Consider the following 18,842-nt stretch of genomic DNA (forward strand, 5'->3'; position numbering starts at 1 on the left):
AAGAGTGATTCCAGAATCGATAATTTTATATTTAAACTCGATAAGCCATGGAAAGTACTGAATCTTATATATAATTAATACAGGAGCATAGTCGTTGCTTGGAATATAGAGGGATAAAATGAACTCAGTAGCACTATTTTTTAATGCAATAACCCCTTTTAAAAGTGATTTGAGCTTATTAAGGTGTTCTGATACACGCACTGTTTTATTAATTAATTCAACGATTTATTCTCAATTAAAAGAAGAACACAAGGTCTTTTTTGAAAAAATATATGTGATTGATCCCATAACGTTCGAGACTACATTACCCATAGTCGTACACTATTTAAAAGAAGTAAGTCGCGACCAAATAAAATTAGTGACTAACGATGAAGCATGCATCCTTGTTGTAGGAAAGCTTATAGACTATTTAGGATTAAAAGGAGAGGGAGAAAAAGTTTTAATCAAATTTATTGATAAAATTGTCATGAAAAATACATTAGATGCTCAAGGAATTCGTACTCCATATCACCAGAAGTTTAATAGAGATGAATACCTTACAGATAAAGTGCATTACATCACTGAGCTGGAAAAAAAATTCAATTATCCCTTTGTTGTAAAACCGATTGCCTTATACGGTAGTGCCAGTTTTAAGAAAATTCATAATAGAACCGAGTGGTTCGCTTATGTTGAGCAAATAGTACATTCAGACATCTCCTTTCAAATTGAAGAGTTTATTGAGGGAACTTTATTTCACTGTGATGCGATTGTGCAAAATAAGGAAATTCGATTTGTCTCCATTTCGGAATACTTATGGCCTATGGCATTGTTTAAAGAGGGCTATCCAACGGGCAGCATCGTGCTGCCTGAACATGATTCGCGCTGGAACCAATTGAACGTAGTGCATCAACAGATCATTGCTTTGTTACAACCACCTGAAGGAGTCACTCATTGTGAATTGTTTCTTACACAAAATAATGAAGTCGTTTTTTTGGAAATAGCAGCAAGGCCTTCTGGGGCCTTGGTTGTTTCCATGATTGAACGTATGACAGGAGTAAATATCGAATTGGCTCATTTTATGTTAAGACTGCAAAGACCCATAACCATTCAAACCCAACGAATAACTGAGTTTTCTTTTTTTTGTTATGTTCCTAAAAAAAATGGACTCGTTTTGAGTCTTGAATTACCCAAACTGAATAGTGAGTTGAGTATTGAATGGAATGTAAAGCCTGGAGATTTAATTCAAATGCAGCCCAGCGGAGAATACGACATTTTGGTTAAACCTTCCAATATTGCGGCGACAATCATATTAAGCAATTCGTGCTTTGATCATCTCTATCAAGATTTTCTCACCTTAAAAAAAGCACATCTGGTACACATACAACCAGAAAATTACAGTTCTTCATAAATCAGCTCATTTCGTTTTGCCAGATGCTCCAGAACAGAGTCATTTATCTCTATTCCTAAACCTGGATTTTCGAAGGGTATTCTCATACCCTGAGTGAAGGGAGATTGAGTAAAAATAGGATTCTTTAAATCCTCAAATAAAAATAAGTCACTATCTAAATCAGTAAATGCGATATTTGGCATTGATGCTGCAAAATGAATGCCTGCAGCCACACCCAAAGAGCTTTCCATCATACATCCTACCATTACCTTTAATCCTGCCTCATAAGCTCTTTGTGCCATAAGCCGAGCTTTCCAAATTCCGCCTGCTTTTTGGATTTTGATATTAACTCCATTGACGGCCTTCAAACGAATTAGTTCTTCCAGATCATCCATGCCCACGATGCTCTCATCAGCATAAATATGAATGCCACCAAGCTGATTTTTTATCGCCAATAATCCTTGATAATCGTATTTTTCTACAGGCTGTTCAACCGCAATTACAGATTTTAAAATCGATTGCACTTCTTTTAATACTTCAATAGCCTCGTTTGCATCATTAAAACATTGATTGGGGTCAATCACATAAGCTACTTCTTTAGCAAATATACTTTTGATTAATTGTATCGTTTTGTGATTAATCGTATTTAGGTCCATTTTAATCTTAATCAGTTGAACCTGGGGATGATGTTTAAGAATAGACAACGCAAAATCATTGGTTTCTTCTAAATCTAAAATAGGTATAGTTAAGCTATTTGGGGTGATCTTCTTCTCATTACCAAAAATCCTGTATACAGGTTTATTTTTTATTTTTCCTAGTAAGTCATGAAAAGCACTATCTAAAGCAGCGGAAGCATGAGAACTCTTAACCTGTTCCTTGAGAAATTGATAAAAAACGTGAGGTGCAGCATTTGGATCAATGGGATGCTCTTTGACAGCCTGTAGCTGTGAAACAACATCATCGAAGGTCTCACCTGTCATCAGTACAAATGGAGCAGCTTCTCCAATACCAATCAAATCATGATAATGAAGTTGGACTATAATGTTTTCCAGGTGGGTCCAGGTATAAGTGGCAATAGAAAGAGGTTGTGGTAATTTATATTTAAGTCTATATATTTTTAATGATGCGACATCCATATATAAAGTTCCTCAAAATTAATGGGGTAGATAAATTGGACTATCACTTATTTAAAGTAAATTGGAGTCTACTTAGTCAATTATAGGCTCTTTAAAGAGAATTCGATGAATATACTTTTTCTTATAGGCAGCGATTTATATTCTTATAATATGGCAAATGAAATATGCATTAAATTTGGACAAACTCAATTTAAGGCATCTTTTTTGGTATTTAAGAATGAATTGGCATTTAAACCAGAAAAAATACACGAAGATATACGCCAATTAATATTTTATGAGCGAACCTTATTTAGTGAAGCTCTAATCCCTTTCCTCAAAAATCATCGGAATGAGGGCAAGTATGTAGGATTAGATACCTTGGTTCAAAAATATGCCATCAATTATGCTTTTTGTCCCTTTATTGATAATAAAAATGCGTCCCAATTTATTTTAGAACAAGCAAACATTTGGAAGATTGATGTGGTTATTTCTATAAGATGTATTGTCAAACTTGATGCACAGCTTATTCATTACTTTACGCGTTCAAACGAACATTATTTATGGAATGTTCATCCTGGTTTGTTGCCGAAATACAGAGGGATTATGCCCATGTTTGCCGCCATGTTGAATCAGGAACAACACTATGGCATCACCTTGCTTCGAATATCCGAACAATTGGATGAAGGCTCTATTATCGACTCACGAACTTGCGATCTTGATTATACACAATCCATGATGCAAAACATCCTCGATCTGATTCCAGCTGGAGTTGAACTCGTCACGACCAATTTACTTAAATTATCGAGAAAGGAACCATTATCAGCTTTGGTTCAAAATGCAACCGATACAGGATTTTATTCATTTCCTACTGAAGAGGAGTTGGAACTTTTCAAAGCGAGAGGATTACGACTTTATTCAAAAGAAGAACTCATTAACGTAATGAAGAGTTGTTATTTGACTGACAATCAAAAAGATATTGTAGAACAATTACTTCATTACACTGGACAATAGTTTAATGATTGAATCAATTGTGTCAATAATGAATCGATTCTCTTGTCCTGTTAATTAAGACAGTCTGCGATAAACACTGAGTCCATGATTGACTACATCAGCAAAATTAGCAGCACTGGGAATAGTCGAATTCCCTGAAAAAAATGCGAAGCCTGCTTGTATTCCTCTGGTAATATTTGCCGTTATTGCCAAATTGTTTAATGAATCAGGGGCTATTGCTTCAAATGCATGAACAGCAACATCAGGAAGATATTCAATTGCAGCTGCTTCTGGGTTATTGATGTATTCAAGCAAAACAAGACTGGCGATTAATGCATTGTAACCTCGGTATGCATTACTCCAGGTTAAAAGATTGTACCAGCTTTCAGGTTGTTTTGTTGTCTCTTGCTTAACCATTTGCATCACTCCTTTACTGCTTGTTAAACTGATTACACGCATCAATCTGCATTGTTTATGGTAATCGAATTTACAATATAAATAATAAAGAATCAATGGAAACGGATCCTGATGCATCGAAACCTACATTTAATTACTCAACTGCAAGTCATCTTGTGAATTATCCTCTATTTGAAGTTCAGTCCCGGATGTTTGTTCAGAATAAATAGTGGTGTAAACAGGATCGACATCAATACTATTACCATGTTCCTGATTGGAGTTCGCAGATAAACCCGCCAATAATTTACTCGTGGAACATAAACTAATGGCATCATTGGATAATGTCTGCGCGTTGGACGCACTTCGTTTCTCATCAAGCACAGCACCTACACCAAAGCCAATCAGCGCACCTATCGCTGTTGACAGAATACGGACTGTCGCTGATGAAAGTGAGGACAGTTTCTTTGTAATAAATTCTGGTGCATCAAAAGATGAAATGAATAAGGATCCTATAATCCCAAGTGCAGTTCCAGTCACTTTTCCTATATGCTGATTAAGAAAAGATGGAGAGTCATGATTCACATGTTGGAGTATTGCTTCTGATTCAGCAGTACTTTCTACCGGGTTGATAGTTACTTGTTCATCATACTGAACTGTAGTACCCGATCCATTAGAACTGGGCGTAGGTATGCCTGATTGATGTGAATCAACTTGTTCATTTTGTATCTTTTCTCTGAAAAAATGTAAAATGGGTTCCATCGTTTCTTGGGAATAAGACATATCACTGGCATGCGCCGTTTGAATTTCAGCTAAAAGACGTTCCAAAATATGTAATTCATTCGGTGATAAATTTCCGCCAGGAAGAAGCTTTAATAACTCAAAAAATACAGTACAAAATTCCTGGAACCTATATTGAAACAAACTGTTATCGTATGTTCCGTCAGAAAAAACATCATTCTTGATTTTATTCATGATAAGTGAAAAAAGTTCCGGATTTAATTTGAACTGACCTATTGGGGAATAAGCAGTAATAAAGCTTGTTATTCTGGACAGTTGCTCAAAAGATAATTTTTTAGGAGCCAACGCACGATAATACTGTAAATAGGTTGTCTGATTTTCATTTATTGGTATCTCATGAAGAGTCTCATTTAATTGATCATAATAGTAAAATCTATTTTCAGTAATAATATACTGTGATTCAGTAGCCGTCCTTTGACTTTCACTTGTGGGTTCCTCAGACATAAAGATGATGCTGCATTGCCCATAAACCAGATGAACAATATCTTCTCTATCCAGTTTACTTTCGGCATTTATTCGCGCATACAAACATGCATTCATATCCAGGCTCAGGGTACGAATCAGCTTTATTTGTTTATCAAGGCTGATGCACACGTTTGGGATGATAGGGGTACCATAGTATGGGTCTTTACGATTACTTCCATGCCTGAGTATTTCTTTTTGAGGTCCTATCATAGGATTGTATGCATACTTTTCGGATTTATTATCAGGAATCACGGGGATATTATTAAATAATCGTTCCAATACACCACTGCTATTTTTTAATTTATTTTGCAAGCGTGTGCTTTGCATAATTAGAGCGTAGCTATGTTCTGAAAGAATAGAACTTTTTTCTGACACTAGCTCATCATACAATCTGTCTTCTATTTCAATTGAAATAGCTTGCCGTTCCTCATCTATTGCATGATTAATTCGGTCTCGTAAATGTGCCGGGTAATTAGTATCTGCAGGCAGAACTCTGTTCCCATGAATGTACTGTTTGTTAAAAAGATAATAATCTGTCTGGTGAAGGAGTGATTGAAGTTCCTCATCTGAATAATAACAATCAGGTTGATACTCTTGGATGTAATACATGCTCTTAACTTTAATTGAATCAAAATTATCTTCAAGTACATCGGTATGTCCTGTTGATATTTGTGTTCTGATATAGCGTGAACACATAGCCGTCCATTGTTTAATTAATAGTTCATCGTTAAGCTCATTCTCAGCGATAGGATGAATTTGGTTATGCTTGAATGAATATTCAATTATTGGCAGTATCCTTTTTTCTCCAAATTCTGCTATGAATTCTTGTTCACCTTGTTCTGGTCCATAAGTCAAAATATAGGCTGCTTTGGTGTTCTCATAAGCCGTTTCATATTCGTTCCGTAAATAAACGGCCTGTAATATGCCAAAAAATGGTGGAAGGAAGGGGGTGTTAGGAGTCTGGTCCTGAGTGAAGTAAATTGCATCTATTTTTTTGCAGTGATATAAAAGTTCGGAGTGCGTTGTAAAGTCCCCATTATGCATCATCCGATATTGCCCACCCAACTTCAATGCTTGATGCAAGTCAGCATATTGTTGATTGATTTCATCAATATCTTGTGTCACGTTATTTTTCCAAATGGATTTTTTTTGATAGCCTGTGTCTGCATCAATACTGCTAATCAATTGAATGTCAGCAGGATTGGGATTGATCATTAAAAAACCAACATTAGACCATACTCCCGCGCCATATCCGAGTAACGAGACAGATCGGTATGGGTTACCATGCTTATTAAACCGATCTGGTTTAGAGCTGGGTGTAGCTACACCAGGCCTACGCATGGATTTTTCAATTTCGATTTTGGCTTTGTTACCTTTGATTCCAGAGGTAGAATTAAAAGCAACCTCTTCTGATACATAGATGATGGATCTGGCAAGAATTTTTCCCTCACGCAATGCAGCTTCAAGGTTTTCCTGCGTTAATTCTTTTTGAGGGTCATAAGGAGTTAACTCAACAAGTGGCAATTCAATAACCAGCTCAAAAGGGAGTAATTCCTTATTTAATGCTTTAAGAATAGGATAATTGTATCGTTCAATATCCTGAGCTATTGCTTGAAATCCATTTTCCTGTTCGTAGTTGATTTTGCAGGAGGGATCAATCGTTCCGTAAGCATCCCCATGATAGGTAATTAAGCTTCTTGCTTCACAAATTAATTGGGCCATCTCATCCAGAGCCAAAGGATTATCTTTTGCTGCAATCTGATAAAAATCAAGATATTTTGCATCAAAAGCTGGCCTTGCTCTGATAATGTCGAGACAGTCCACATCATGAATCAATTGATGGTAGATGCTTTTCTGGTAATTATCCTTAGTGATGCTTGAATCAAATTGCCAGCTTATCTGACCATTATCCGTTTCGTAAATTTTAAAATAACCTGTTTTATGAAGATCCTTATTTGCAGTTGCCTCTGCAATCGAACAAGCCTTATCTCTATTGACGCCTAATACGTGTCTTAAATAATGATAAAGTAAAATAGCACTCTCATGATCCCATTGATCCTCATTTTCATCTTCGCGCGCAGAATCATGGAATAATGTGGCAATTTGTAATAATTTAATGTCTTCTTCGGTGAGTTTCTCTGAGTCCTTAATACGATGTCTGCGATACAGATTAGAAAAAACTGGAATATAATGAGCAGCTCGAGAAACGTGCGTTAATCCATGTGCATATCTGGCAAACCCGGGAACAATAACTTCTTGTTTCGAAACGGGATAAGGTATTTTATAGATGTTATTAAATAACCATTTTGCATGCTCATTGATATCACTATCAAAACTTAGGTTTTTTGTATTATCCTGATGAAAAAGATTCGGCGACAGGTTTTTTTTCTCAAGAATCTCTAACAGGCCTATATTCCACTCGTTGCTTGAACTGGATTTAGCTGAAATGTTCTGAGAGCTAACCAAGATCCCATCGATATAAATTGAAGTATTACTCATTTCATTTGCCCAATATAGTATATTATTGTTTAATTTTATGGCAAATAGATTAATAAATTGTTAAATTTTCGTCTTAAATATTAATAATACCTATATAAAAAAATGGTGATTTAAAGTACGGAATCTCACGGATTCTATTCTGCTTGAGCCCGGTGGATTTTCCTCTGTCCCCTCTACTAAAAGCCTAAGTAGCCTGTATTAGCGAAGCGTAATACAGGATCAAAATGGCAACAAACTCCATAGTTTCCCCGTATTACGCTTCGCTAATACGGGCTACGAAAAAAGTCAGTCTACAGTAAATAATCCTTAACTTAATGACACTGAGGGGATTAATAAAGAGTATGGTCATTCAGCTCTTAATATTTTTTATATACATTTTTTACCTGCCTTAAGATCGTTTTGCAGATGGGCAATAGTGATCTAAACTGCTACAAAGGAGTTTTTTTGGAAAAGGAGTTTGCTTCATGAAAACACTGAGTTCTTTATCAGGAAAATCAGTAGTCGAACTGATGAAAAAAAAGGAAGTATCTTGCGTGGAAGTGATGCAAACGCATCTGGATCAGGTTGCAAAAGTAAATCCTTCAATTAACGCGATGATTCAGCATTTATCACCAGAAGAAGCTTTAAAACAAGCACATAAAGCTGATAAAGAAATCGCTAAACATAGAGAAACAGGTCTCTTGCATGGACTACCTGTTACTATAAAAGACGCGCGCGAAGTCCGTGGTTTTTTATGTTCTTATGGAAATCAAAGTCCATTTAATTATCGTGCTAAAAAAGATTGCACGGTCGCTGCGCGTTTAAGAAAAGCTGGAGCGATAATCACAGGGATTACTAATATTCCTGATTTCTCAATGTCTTATGATACCGATAACAGTTTATACGGTCGAACACGCAATCCTTATGATTTGAATCGCTCTCCAGGAGGCAGCAGTGGTGGTGAGGCTGCTCTTATTGCTGCCTGTGGCTCTTATTTGGGTATTGGGGCTGATAGCGGTGGAAGCATCAGGCAACCAGCACATAATTGCGGTATCGCAGGATTAAAGCCAACACTTGGTTTAATACCTGATACCGGAGTTTTTCCCGGAAATGGTTTCTATGGTATTTTTAAAAACATTTTGACTCAAGGGCCTATGGCTCGTTATGTAGATGATTTAATCCATGTTTTACCTATAATTAGCGGCCCTGATGGAGTAGATCCCAATACAATACCGATTGCCGTAAAAGATCCGAATCAAGTTGATTTAAGTCAATTACGTATTGCTCTATATACAAAGAACAACATTACTGTACCAAGAGAAGATATCGTAAGTGTTGTGAACAAGGCGGGTAATCTGCTTAAGTCTGAAGTGCATAGTATTGATGAACAATATCCACCAAATACTAAAGAAACGTGCTCTATGTTCGAGGAGTTGTTTTTCTACGGTGGTGATGGCGGGCAGTGGTTAATTGATCGTATGATTGCCATGCACGTTACTAAAGTAGAAAAGCCTTTTCAGGCTATTTTAGACAGAGCGGCAGTGTGTCATTTCTCAGTTACTGAGTTACGTCGACGGTTGGAATTAATTGAAGAATTTAAATATTCAATGATGGAATTTATGCGAGATTATGATGTGATTATTTGTCCCGCTGCTACCACTCCAGCTAATTTATATGAGCAAAAGATTGAGGTAAAAGAAGGTTTTGATTTGGCTTATGATTTGACTTATAACTTGCCCTATAATATTACAGGTTGGCCTGCAGTTGTTGTTCGTTGCGGTACTTCAGATGAAGGTCTTCCGATTGGGGTGCAAATTGTTGCAAAAGCCTGGCACGATGATGTGGCACTGGCTGTAGCCAAACGTTTGGAGGAGTTATTAGGGGGGTGGCAAGCTCCAGTACTGGAGCTTGTTGACAATTCATTAAATTATTCACAACGTCCCGCGACTTGTTCGCGGGATCCAGAGACTTAGAATCAATAACGAACATAATGTATTTATTAAGTTCGAACTGGATCCCGCGAACAAGTCGCGGGACGTCGAAATCGGAATTGTCAACACACCCTGGTTTAAGCTAACAGAAATCAATCAAGTTTGATTTCATGAATCTTGAAATTAAATAATTAAAACCTTAGTTCCGGGATTTGATTTTACCCAATTAGCTACATAGTCAATATAGTTATTATTGCCTACGGCAATACATCCACGAGTTGAGTAGGGCAAACTGTTTAACCAGTTAAACCCTTTGGATGACTGGGTAGGTCCATGAATGCCTACATCTCTGCCTGTATATCCAGCCGCAGCTTGCTTTGAAGTTGGGTATAGAATTGGAATAAATATTTTAAATTGATTGGATTTTCTTGGATAAGCTAATCCATATAAACCAATTGGTGTTTTATTATCACCCGCTTTCTTTTTGCCGATTCCTTTATATCCGAGAGCTACTTTAAAGGTCTTAATTACCGAGCCGTGTTTACAAATATTTAAAGTTCGCTTTGATGTGTGTACATTGATTCCGTCTGATAAAGGACAGGTTGAATTACTGGCAAATAGAACAACAGGAAATAGAAGAGCGATCAATAAGGGAATTGCTTTAATTTTCATATAAATAGACAAAATTTACTGTAATTGGTTGATAATTATTCCATAATAATCACTTTATTCATAGATCTAGCCGACAAAATTTTTGATCAATAGTTAGATCAAGAGAGTCTAACCGGAGTTAACTCTTTGATTTTAAACAGTGCTCTCGGAAGGAACTTGCTCTTTCATTATTGAATAAATAATAATGGGGAGTCGGAGCTGGCATTTCCATCTCAAGAATCGCTAAATTCTTTTAACGCTTTGAGAAAATGATGTCCATAGTGGGTTAGTTTGTGTTGACCTACTCCTGAGACATCTAGAAGCTGCTCTGTATTTTGGGGTTTTAATTGGGTCATTTCGTGTAAGGTAGCATCACTGAAAATCATAAATGGAGGTTTGTTTTCTTCATCTGCCAGTTTACGTCTTAAACTACGCAGTACTTCAAATAAAGGACTATTTTCAGGCTTAACAGAGCTGCGTTCCTTACTTTTCTTTTTAGTACCCTTTAGGTCATTATTGGGGATGGTCAGTGAAATCCTTTCTTCTCCCTTTAAAAGGGGGATCGCTTTTGGAGTCAGACGTACCACATTAAAATGACTGATGTCCTGCAAACAATAATCCTTATGGATAAGTTGCCAAGCCAGTTGTTTCCAGTAATTTGCTGATTTATCTTTACCAATGCCATAGGTGCTGAGTTGGTCATGTCCAAATTGTTTGATTTTGTCAGTTACGGCACCTCTGAGTACTTCTATGGTATGGGTTAATCCATAATTCTGTTTTAATCGATAGATACATGATAATAATTTCTGAGCATCTTCTGTTGCGTCAGCCATTTCAGGTGGATTGTCACACACATCACAATACTTGCATTCAGTATCACAGGGCTCGTCAAAATAACGTAAGAGAATCTGGCGACGGCAATGAGAGGCTTCTGCAAAAGCCAGCATGTGATTTAATTTATTGGTTTCCACCCGTCTTTGTTCGTCAAGTGGCGTATTGATTATCCAGGAACGGAGCCTTGCGCTGTCTGCCGCATCATAAAGCAGAAGGGCTCTGGCAGGTAAGCCATCACGACCAGCGCGACCGGTTTCTTGGTAGTATCCTTCTATATTTTTGGGTAAATCATGATGCACCACGAAGCGTACATTGGGTTTATCAATGCCCATTCCGAAGGCAATCGTTGCGACAACAATATCAATACGATCATGGCGGAATAAAGTTTGTACTTCGCGACGCTCGTTATGCGGAAGGCCGGCATGATAGGCGCGTGCTTTAAATCCCATATCTTGCAGCTTTTCCGCAAGACGTTCAACGCTGTTACGTGTTCCGCAATAGATAATTCCGGATTGTTGCACTTCAGATTGCAAAAATTGATTTAATTGTTTCGCTGGATTAATTTTAGGGACTACTTTGTAGTGAATATTAGGTCTGTTAAAGGAGGCGACGTATTTTTTCGGATTGTAATTTAATTTTACAACGATATCTTCGCGGGTTTGTTTATCTGCAGTCGCGGTTAACGCGATCATGGGAACATTGGGAAAATGAGTTTTTAATAGTCCGAGCGCAGCATATTCAGGTCTGAAATCATGCCCCCATTGAGAAACGCAATGCGCCTCATCAATTGCGAACAGAGCGATATGACATTCTTGCAGACGCTCTAAAAAGGAAGTACTGATAAGTCGTTCCGGCGCAATATATAACAAATCCAATTCGTCATTATGCAATTGTGCTAATACTTTTCTGGCCTCTTCGCTTGACAGTGACGAGTTATAATAGGCTGCGTTAATGCCTTGTAATTTAAGCGAGGCTACCTGATCTTCCATTAATGCGATTAAGGGTGAAACTACGATACCAACTCCAGATCGAACTATGGAAGGTATTTGATAGCACAGAGATTTTCCGCCGCCCGTCGGCATGAGAACGAGTACGTCTACCCCAGAAATCACATCATTGATAATTTCTTCCTGTGGAGCTCTAAAGGAATCAAAGCCGAAATAGTCTTTTAAAACGGTCAGGGCATTTTTATTTGTCAATGTAGGTTGCGCTAATGTTTCCATGTGATTATTCTTGTTGTATTTCACAGGCGCTAAAAATTCGCAATAATAACATCTTTTAACCTGTAAACAGAGCAGTTTAATGAGAACCTGAAAATTTATGTGCTAAGTCTAGGAATTTTTACAAAATTTAGTGCCGTAATCGTTTCAGTAGATTAAACTCTTTCAGGTTTATACCTATGTCCGATGGGTATATAGGGTGTTAAAAACAAACTTTCTAAGGATGGTCTATGAATTTTGAATTCACCGCTGAACATCAGGCATTTCGTCAGATGGCATCAGATTTTGCCCAAAATAAATTGGCTCCCATGGCCGATAGTTGGGATGAGCACAGTCACTTTCCAACCGATATTTTACGTGAAGCTGCAGCATTAGGAATGGCTGGTATGGTGGCTCGAGAGGATATTGGCGGTGCGCAACTCACTCGTTTGGATGCGTCTTTGATATTTGAGCAATTAGCTACCGGTTGTATTACTACCAGCGCTTATCTTTCAATTCATAATATGGTGACCTCATTGGTTGATCGTTATGCTAATGATGAGTTGCGTTCCTTTTGGGGACCTAAATTAACTGCGATGGAAGTCATATCCAGTTATTGTCTTACAGAACCGGAATCGGGATCTGATGCGGCTTCATTAAAGACCAGAGCTGTACGAGACGGGGATTATTATATTCTTAATGGTGCCAAGGCTTTTATTTCAGGCGGAAGCGTAAGTGATGTCTATTTATGTATGGTTCGCACTGGAGATGAATCGCATCACGGGATCAGTTGTCTGTTAATCGAGAAGAATACACCAGGTTTTACTTTTGGAAAACTGGAAAAGAAAATGGGTTGGCGTAGTCAACCTACGTGTATGATCTATTTTGAAAATTGTCGAGTCCCAGTATCCAACCGAGTTGGCGAAGAAGGGATGGGATTTAAAATTGCTCTTAATGCATTAAATGGTGGACGGGTTAATATCGCATCATGTTCACTGGGTGGCGCACTTGCCTGTTTGCGATTAACGCAAGCCTATCTTCATGAGCGTAAGCAGTTCGGTAAATCATTAACTAAAATGCAGGCTTTGCGCTTTTATTTTGCCGATATGTTAACCGATTATGAAGCGGCACGATTAATGGTATATAGAGCTGCAACGGCTATGGATAATAATGAAGTCAATGCTCCGATGTATTGTGCGATGGCCAAACGACTCGCTACTGACGTAGCATTTCGGATTAGTGATAAGGCAATGCAATTGCATGGTGGATATGGCTATTTACGCGATTATCAGATCGAGCGAATATTCAGAGATTTAAGAGTGCACCAGATTCTTGAAGGTACTAATGAGATCATGCGAGAAATTGTTGCAAAAGCAAGTTTGGATGAAGAGTTTTTTATTGATTAGGAATATACCAGGAGTCTGTTAATGAATTTAATTGAACATGAGTTGGATGGAAATGGAATTTTAACATTAACGTTAAATAGACCAGAAAAACTGAATGCATTAAGTACCGAAGTTTTAGATGCTCTGGCTGAATTATTCCGCTCTGCAAAAGCAAATCCAAAAGTTAAGGCATTAATAATAACTGGCAATGGTAAAGCGTTTTGTGCTGGTGCTGATATCAATCGACTTGCTGAATGTACTGCTCAAACCGGATACGAGTTTGCTTGTCATGGTCAGGAAGTGTTTCGTTTGCTGGAAAACATGGGTAAGCCCTCCCTGGCGGCGATTAATGGATTTGCTTTTGGTGGAGGTTGTGAACTGGCAATTTCCGCAACGTTGAGAATTGCTTCAACCAAAGCGATGTTTGGGCAACCTGAAGTCAAACTGGGCGTTATACCTGGATATGGCGGTACTCAGAGATTAGCCCGCCTTGTCGGCAAAGGGCGCGCTATGGATTTGTGCCTGACCGGGCGATTTATTAATGCTGAAACGGCTTTGAATTGGGGGTTGGTCTCAGAAGTCACAGAACCTGAGCATTTATTAGAGCAGGGGAGAACTCTATTAAAGGGAATTTTAACTATGGCTCCTCTGGCTGTAGCAGGAGTGATGGAAGTTATTGACCATGGTTATGATTTATCCCTTCAGGAAGCCTTGCATCTGGAAGCCATTCATTTTGCCAAAGTGTGTGCTACTGAGGATAAAAAAGAAGGAGTAGAGGCTTTTCTGGGTAAGCGAACTGCCGTCTTTAAGGGAGAATAATGATGATCGAAGAGATACTTTTTGCCCAGAAAGGTCAAATAGGGTTAATTACTTTAAACAGAGCCAGTGCATTAAATGCGCTCTCGTTACCCATGATTCTGGCCATGCAAAAACAATTGGAGCTTTGGAAAGAAGACAATTCCATTAAAGCAATAGTGGTTCGAGCAGTTCCCGGTAATGCCTTTTGTGCTGGGGGAGATGTGCGCTGGCTCTACAATTCAGGAAGAAGTACTGAGTCAGAGCAAATGCAGTTCTTCTGGCATGAATACAGACTTAACCATTATATTCACCATTATGGTAAGCCTTATATCGCTTTAATGGATGGCATCACCATGGGAGGCGGAGTAGGAATTTCTCTGCATGGTAGCCATCCGGTTGCCAGCGAGCAATTTGTTTTTGCCATGCCAGAGACCGGGATTGGTTTTTTCCCGGATATTGGGGCAAGTCATTTATTAAATCGTTGTCCTGGATCTCTAGGGATTTACTTAGGATTAACAGGTAATCGATTAGGTTCTCAGGATGCATTAAAGGCTGGATTGATTAAATATCGTGTACCTTCCATAAAAATGGGCGCTTTAGCCGAAGCCCTAATGTCTACTGATTTATCAGAAGACGCTTATGCCCGTGTTGATCAGTGCATTCAAACGTTTACTCAATCAGATTCGGATAATGAAGTCACTCAGATTAAGCCCTTAATCGATGTATGTTTTTCTCAGCCGACAGTGGAACTTATCAGAGAAGCTCTGCGTGATTGTGACGGTATATGGGCCGAAGGTGTTTATAATGCTCTTGGGCAAAAATCTCCATTAAGTCTTAAAGTGACCCTTGCTCAGTTACATAAGGCAAAAGATCTGTCCCTGGCTGAATGTTTGAAAATGGATTTTGATTTGGTCGCGCATTTTATGAGTGACAGCGATTTTTATGAAGGCGTACGTTGCTTGTTAATCATTAAGGATAAAAAACCAAATTGGAAACCAGCTCACCTGGATTTGGTAACAGACAATATGGTTGTGAATTATTTTGAGCGGTTTCATTCCGGTTTGGAGTTGATAGTCGTCTAGTACTCATCCAGATTGAAAAAGGGCTCGCTTTTATTGGGCGAGCCACATCTAAATCGTTAAACGCCCTGTACCAGGCAGCGATGATTTTCATAGGTATTGCAATTATGAGCAAAATGGTATTTTAGGCCAGAGACAAATATCTTTTCACCATTTTCCATGAGGAAAATTTGTTCTGGTTGCAGTTCCGCATAGTTAGAGTCTCTTAAAACTGCTTTATAAATAGTCCCTGCATATGGAAATAACCATCTTTCGAGGAATGGCAGAATTTTTTCCGGATCGTTGGAATAAAAATTCTGATTAATATCAGTAAACAATTTTTTATTCATTTCATAATTGTTTTTGAAATAGAAGTTACTGCGATCCTGTCTGTATTCTATAAATGGAGGATTTTTGGGATTTTTCTTCATTCCTGCTGAAAAATTAAGCGCAACGACGAGTCCTTTGGCTGATTCTATATTTAATTGGGTTCCAAGAAATTCAGAGCCATTATTCGCTGACAGATAGGATTTTAAGTAACTAACGGCTTCATCATTAATCGGATCGAAATAACTGTTGATCTGGAAGCTGATGGCATAATTAGTGTCTGGATTATAGGTGCAACTGAAATAAGTCTGATAAGAAAATTTATCTGAAGTAATATAATCTACTATTTTTTCTTCAATGGCTTCATTGACTTGATCACAGGTTAGTTCTTGGTTTTCCATTGTTCCCGACATGCGAATAACTTGGGTAGGATAATCCGCACTCCGGGTAAAAGATTGGAGTTGATTCAGATTCTCTGTAGTATTGGAGTATATTTTTTGTATGGAGTTTTTGGATAGTGGATTGTGCGTTAATCTCATCGAATCGGTTGGTAATTCTGATTGACTGAATGCACACAGTGGAATTAAAACAAGAGGAGCAATAAAGTAGTTACGTCTCATGGCAAACTCCTTATTTTTTTTAAATTAAATCCTTTAATTTAAGGTGCCTATTAAATATTGAACAAATTAAATAAAATTTAATCAAATGTGATCGTATTTTTAAAAGGCCCTGTTTCGAGTATACATGAATGAATTTAATTCGCTACAGCTATTCCTGGTTTGAACTCAGGATGATTTTCATGATGATTTGTCAGAATTTGGGTATAAATGGAGGAAAAAATTGTTAGTTTGATGCATTTCCCTTAGAATTCACATCATTATTAAATTATTTATTTAGAGAGATTTATGTCTGATTTTTATCAGGACTTTAATAAGAGAAGAACCTTTGCCATTATTTCTCACCCTGACGCGGGTAAAACCACCGTTACTGAAAAACTCCTGTTATTTGGGGGAGCTATACAGATGGCTGGTACAGTAAAAGGACGAAAAGCAGACCGACATGCTACTTCCGACTGGATGGAAATGGAAAAGGAGCGTGGAATTTCAATTACTACTTCGGTGATGCAGTTTGTTCATAATGAACATGTTATGAATTTGCTGGATACTCCTGGACATGAAGACTTTTCAGAGGATACTTATCGTACTTTGACTGCTGTAGATTCTGCTTTAATGGTAATAGACGTTGCCAAAGGGGTAGAGGACAGAACCGTGAAACTGATGGAGGTATGTCGTCTTCGTGATACTCCCATTATGACTTTTATTAATAAATTAGACCGTGAAGGACGTGAGCCCATTGATTTGCTTGATGAAGTCGAATCTGTATTAGGGATTCAGTGTGCTCCTATCACCTGGCCTGTAGGTATGGGGAAACGTTTTAAAGGAATTTATCATCGCTATGAAGATACAGTTTATCTCTATCAGCACGGTAAAAATGCTCAAAAACAGGAAGCGGTCCGAATTAAAGGACTGGATAATCCTCAATTAGATGAATTGCTGGGCGACAGTGCGCAGGAACTTCGTGATGAGATTGAATTAGTAAAGGGTGCATCACATGAGTTTAATCTGGATGCTTACCTAGCAGGTAAAATGACCCCTGTTTATTTTGGTTCCGCAATTAATAATTTCGGCATTAAGGAATTGTTAGACGATTTTGTTCAATACGCCCCAGGCCCTCAACCCAGAGCAACGACGGAACGAATAGTGAATCCTCAGGAAGAAGCTTTTACCGGGTTTGTATTTAAAATTCAGGCCAATATGGATCCCAAACATCGAGATAGAATCGCTTTTGTACGCATTTGTTCCGGCGCATATAGAAAAGGGATGAAGCTGAGTCATTTACGTATTGGTAAAGAGGTGCAAATTGCCAATGCTTTAACCTTTATGGCAGGGGATAGATCGCATACTGAAATTGCTTTGGCAGGAGATATTATAGGTTTGCATAATCACGGTACCATTCGTATAGGTGATACATTTACTCAGGGCGAGCAACTGAAATTCACCGGGATTCCTAATTTTGCACCCGAATTATTTCGTCTGGTACGCTTAAGAGATCCTTTGAAAAGCAAAGCGTTATTGAAAGGTTTAATTGAATTATCTGAAGAGGGCGCAACGCAGGTATTCAGACCATTAAATAGTAACCAGCTTATTCTTGGGGCCGTAGGGATTCTGCAGTTCGATGTAGTAGCCCACAGATTAAAGCATGAATACAAGGTAGATTGCCTTTATGAATCAGTCAGCGTGACTTGTGCCCGTTGGGTGTACGCTGAGGATGACAAAGCCTTGAGTGAATTCCGTGATAAAGCCTATGATTATCTAGCCCTGGATGGCAGTGATACCTTAATGTATCTCGCACCTACACGAGTGAATTTAACAATGGCGGAAGAGCGCTACCCAAAGATTAAGTTCCGAGCGACAAGAGAGCATTAACTGGAGATACACATACTTATAACCTGTATCCACCTTAGGTAGATGCAGGTCATTTGACTTAATGGATTTTCTCTTTAAAACTAGGTTGTACAGCTCGCTTTAACGGTGTGTTGTCCCAGATTTGTAATTCTAACTTTTGCACCAGATTCGGCACTGATTTTTAGCGTGTCGCCTTGATGTACAGTCACCTGCATTGAACTTCCTTTGGTTAACGTGACATCGTTTACTTTACCTTGTTTGGCTAATGCTTCAGCAAACAGCACATTACTTTCATCTTTGGTAATAATTTTACATTTAGCTTCAATATCCCAATACAGGTAATTAATAAATACTTGAGGTTCGTTAGGTACTAATTCATAATCAATTGTCATGCTCGGTTGAAGGGTATTAGTGACTATTGAATGAACATTCGTACTGAATGCTGTGGCTGCGCATAATAAGGAAAAGCCGATTTTTCGTAGCATAGATATCTCCAGTGTGAAAAATTAACAGGCTAAGATACAATTATTTTGTTTCCTTGGCAAATTAAAAGGCATTTGCGCAGAGCAAATGGGATCCCACCCCA

General features: G+C 38.2%; 14 protein-coding genes. 7 read left to right on the forward strand and 7 right to left on the reverse strand.

Annotation, left to right across the window (positions count from 1 at the left end):
• The first annotated feature begins 118 nt into the window (after positions 1–118).
• Positions 119–1,387 carry an ATP-grasp domain-containing protein gene (locus Lqua_RS10670; RefSeq protein ID WP_058474260.1) on the forward strand — a complete coding sequence of 423 codons (1,269 nt, stop codon included), beginning with the start codon at positions 119–121 and terminating at the stop codon, positions 1,385–1,387.
• Here the strand turns inward: Lqua_RS10670 and Lqua_RS10675 are convergent.
• Positions 1,372–2,502 (reverse strand): mandelate racemase/muconate lactonizing enzyme family protein, encoded by a 1,131-nt coding sequence (locus Lqua_RS10675; protein WP_058474261.1) that lies wholly within the window; start codon positions 2,500–2,502, stop codon positions 1,372–1,374. The two genes, Lqua_RS10670 and Lqua_RS10675, sit on opposite strands and share 16 nt — an antisense overlap.
• A 105-nt stretch (positions 2,503–2,607) precedes the next feature.
• On the opposite strand from Lqua_RS10675, the gene Lqua_RS10680 reads away from it, so the two are divergent.
• Positions 2,608–3,492 (forward strand): formyltransferase family protein, encoded by an 885-nt coding sequence (locus Lqua_RS10680; RefSeq protein ID WP_058474262.1) that lies wholly within the window; start codon positions 2,608–2,610, stop codon positions 3,490–3,492.
• 54 nt (positions 3,493–3,546) lie between these two features.
• Here the strand turns inward: Lqua_RS10680 and Lqua_RS10685 are convergent, their stop codons facing one another.
• On the reverse strand, positions 3,547–3,888 hold the full coding sequence (locus Lqua_RS10685) for a hypothetical protein (protein ID WP_058474405.1): 342 nt from the start codon (positions 3,886–3,888) through the stop codon (positions 3,547–3,549).
• 129 nt (positions 3,889–4,017) lie between these two features.
• Positions 4,018–7,629 (reverse strand): SidE phosphodiesterase domain-containing protein, encoded by a 3,612-nt coding sequence (locus Lqua_RS10690; RefSeq protein WP_058474263.1) that lies wholly within the window; start codon positions 7,627–7,629, stop codon positions 4,018–4,020.
• A gap of 464 nt (positions 7,630–8,093) precedes the next feature.
• On the opposite strand from Lqua_RS10690, the gene Lqua_RS10695 reads away from it, so the two are divergent.
• Positions 8,094–9,581 (forward strand): amidase, encoded by a 1,488-nt coding sequence (locus Lqua_RS10695; protein WP_058474264.1) that lies wholly within the window; start codon positions 8,094–8,096, stop codon positions 9,579–9,581.
• A gap of 141 nt (positions 9,582–9,722) precedes the next feature.
• Here Lqua_RS10695 and Lqua_RS10700 read toward each other — a convergent pair whose 3' ends face one another.
• Both Lqua_RS10700 and recQ read right to left on the reverse strand, forming a co-directional pair.
• The gene (locus tag Lqua_RS10700) at positions 9,723–10,211 is read right to left on the reverse strand and encodes a L,D-transpeptidase family protein (protein WP_058474265.1); all 489 of its coding nucleotides are present in this window, start codon (positions 10,209–10,211) and stop codon (positions 9,723–9,725) included.
• A gap of 212 nt (positions 10,212–10,423) precedes the next feature.
• On the reverse strand, positions 10,424–12,247 hold the full coding sequence (gene recQ / locus Lqua_RS10705; protein ID WP_058474266.1) for a DNA helicase RecQ: 1,824 nt from the start codon (positions 12,245–12,247) through the stop codon (positions 10,424–10,426).
• Between the two features lie 227 nt (positions 12,248–12,474).
• On the opposite strand from recQ, the gene Lqua_RS10710 reads away from it, so the two are divergent.
• The 3 genes from Lqua_RS10710 to Lqua_RS10720 are packed head-to-tail and all read left to right on the forward strand — an operon-like array spanning position 12,475 to position 15,488.
• Entirely contained in the window at positions 12,475–13,629 is a 1,155-nt protein-coding gene (locus Lqua_RS10710) for an acyl-CoA dehydrogenase family protein (RefSeq protein ID WP_058474267.1), read from the forward strand.
• A 21-nt stretch (positions 13,630–13,650) separates the two neighbouring features.
• Positions 13,651–14,427 (forward strand): enoyl-CoA hydratase/isomerase family protein, encoded by a 777-nt coding sequence (locus Lqua_RS10715; RefSeq protein WP_058474268.1) that lies wholly within the window; start codon positions 13,651–13,653, stop codon positions 14,425–14,427.
• 2 nt (positions 14,428–14,429) lie between these two features.
• The gene (locus Lqua_RS10720) at positions 14,430–15,488 is read left to right on the forward strand and encodes an enoyl-CoA hydratase/isomerase family protein (RefSeq protein ID WP_058474269.1); all 1,059 of its coding nucleotides are present in this window, start codon (positions 14,430–14,432) and stop codon (positions 15,486–15,488) included.
• 56 nt (positions 15,489–15,544) lie between these two features.
• Here the strand turns inward: Lqua_RS10720 and Lqua_RS10725 are convergent, their stop codons facing one another.
• Positions 15,545–16,411 (reverse strand): Lpg0189 family type II secretion system effector, encoded by an 867-nt coding sequence (locus Lqua_RS10725; RefSeq protein WP_058474270.1) that lies wholly within the window; start codon positions 16,409–16,411, stop codon positions 15,545–15,547.
• A 285-nt stretch (positions 16,412–16,696) separates the two neighbouring features.
• Between Lqua_RS10725 and Lqua_RS10730 the strand changes: the two genes are divergently transcribed.
• Positions 16,697–18,277, forward strand: coding sequence for a peptide chain release factor 3 (locus Lqua_RS10730; protein WP_058474271.1), 1,581 nt, complete (start codon positions 16,697–16,699; stop codon positions 18,275–18,277).
• Positions 18,278–18,357: 80 nt separating this feature from the next.
• Here Lqua_RS10730 and Lqua_RS10735 read toward each other — a convergent pair whose 3' ends face one another.
• The gene (locus tag Lqua_RS10735; RefSeq protein WP_058474272.1) at positions 18,358–18,741 is read right to left on the reverse strand and encodes a hypothetical protein; all 384 of its coding nucleotides are present in this window, start codon (positions 18,739–18,741) and stop codon (positions 18,358–18,360) included.
• Positions 18,742–18,842 lie beyond the last annotated feature (101 nt).

The sequence above is a fragment of the Legionella quateirensis genome, assembly GCF_001467955.1.
In the GTDB taxonomy this organism is placed as follows: domain Bacteria; phylum Pseudomonadota; class Gammaproteobacteria; order Legionellales; family Legionellaceae; genus Legionella; species Legionella quateirensis.

What these genes read in the sequence shown, in the direction of transcription:
- Lqua_RS10690 (WP_058474263.1), bottom strand. Translation starts at nt 7,629, where the DNA reads ATGAGTAATACTTCAATTTATATCGATGGGATCTTGGTTAGCTCTCAG.
- Lqua_RS10675 (WP_058474261.1), bottom strand. Translation starts at nt 2,502, where the DNA reads ATGGATGTCGCATCATTAAAAATATATAGACTTAAATATAAATTACCA.
- Lqua_RS10715 (WP_058474268.1), top strand. Translation starts at nt 13,651, where the DNA reads ATGAATTTAATTGAACATGAGTTGGATGGAAATGGAATTTTAACATTA.
- Lqua_RS10735 (WP_058474272.1), bottom strand. Translation starts at nt 18,741, where the DNA reads ATGCTACGAAAAATCGGCTTTTCCTTATTATGCGCAGCCACAGCATTC.
- Lqua_RS10700 (WP_058474265.1), bottom strand. Translation starts at nt 10,211, where the DNA reads ATGAAAATTAAAGCAATTCCCTTATTGATCGCTCTTCTATTTCCTGTT.
- Lqua_RS10680 (WP_058474262.1), top strand. Translation starts at nt 2,608, where the DNA reads ATGAATATACTTTTTCTTATAGGCAGCGATTTATATTCTTATAATATG.
- Lqua_RS10720 (WP_058474269.1), top strand. Translation starts at nt 14,430, where the DNA reads ATGATCGAAGAGATACTTTTTGCCCAGAAAGGTCAAATAGGGTTAATT.
- Lqua_RS10725 (WP_058474270.1), bottom strand. Translation starts at nt 16,411, where the DNA reads ATGAGACGTAACTACTTTATTGCTCCTCTTGTTTTAATTCCACTGTGT.
- Lqua_RS10685 (WP_058474405.1), bottom strand. Translation starts at nt 3,888, where the DNA reads ATGGTTAAGCAAGAGACAACAAAACAACCTGAAAGCTGGTACAATCTT.
- recQ (WP_058474266.1), bottom strand. Translation starts at nt 12,247, where the DNA reads ATGGAAACATTAGCGCAACCTACATTGACAAATAAAAATGCCCTGACC.
- Lqua_RS10730 (WP_058474271.1), top strand. Translation starts at nt 16,697, where the DNA reads ATGTCTGATTTTTATCAGGACTTTAATAAGAGAAGAACCTTTGCCATT.
- Lqua_RS10670 (WP_058474260.1), top strand. Translation starts at nt 119, where the DNA reads ATGAACTCAGTAGCACTATTTTTTAATGCAATAACCCCTTTTAAAAGT.
- Lqua_RS10695 (WP_058474264.1), top strand. Translation starts at nt 8,094, where the DNA reads ATGAAAACACTGAGTTCTTTATCAGGAAAATCAGTAGTCGAACTGATG.
- Lqua_RS10710 (WP_058474267.1), top strand. Translation starts at nt 12,475, where the DNA reads ATGAATTTTGAATTCACCGCTGAACATCAGGCATTTCGTCAGATGGCA.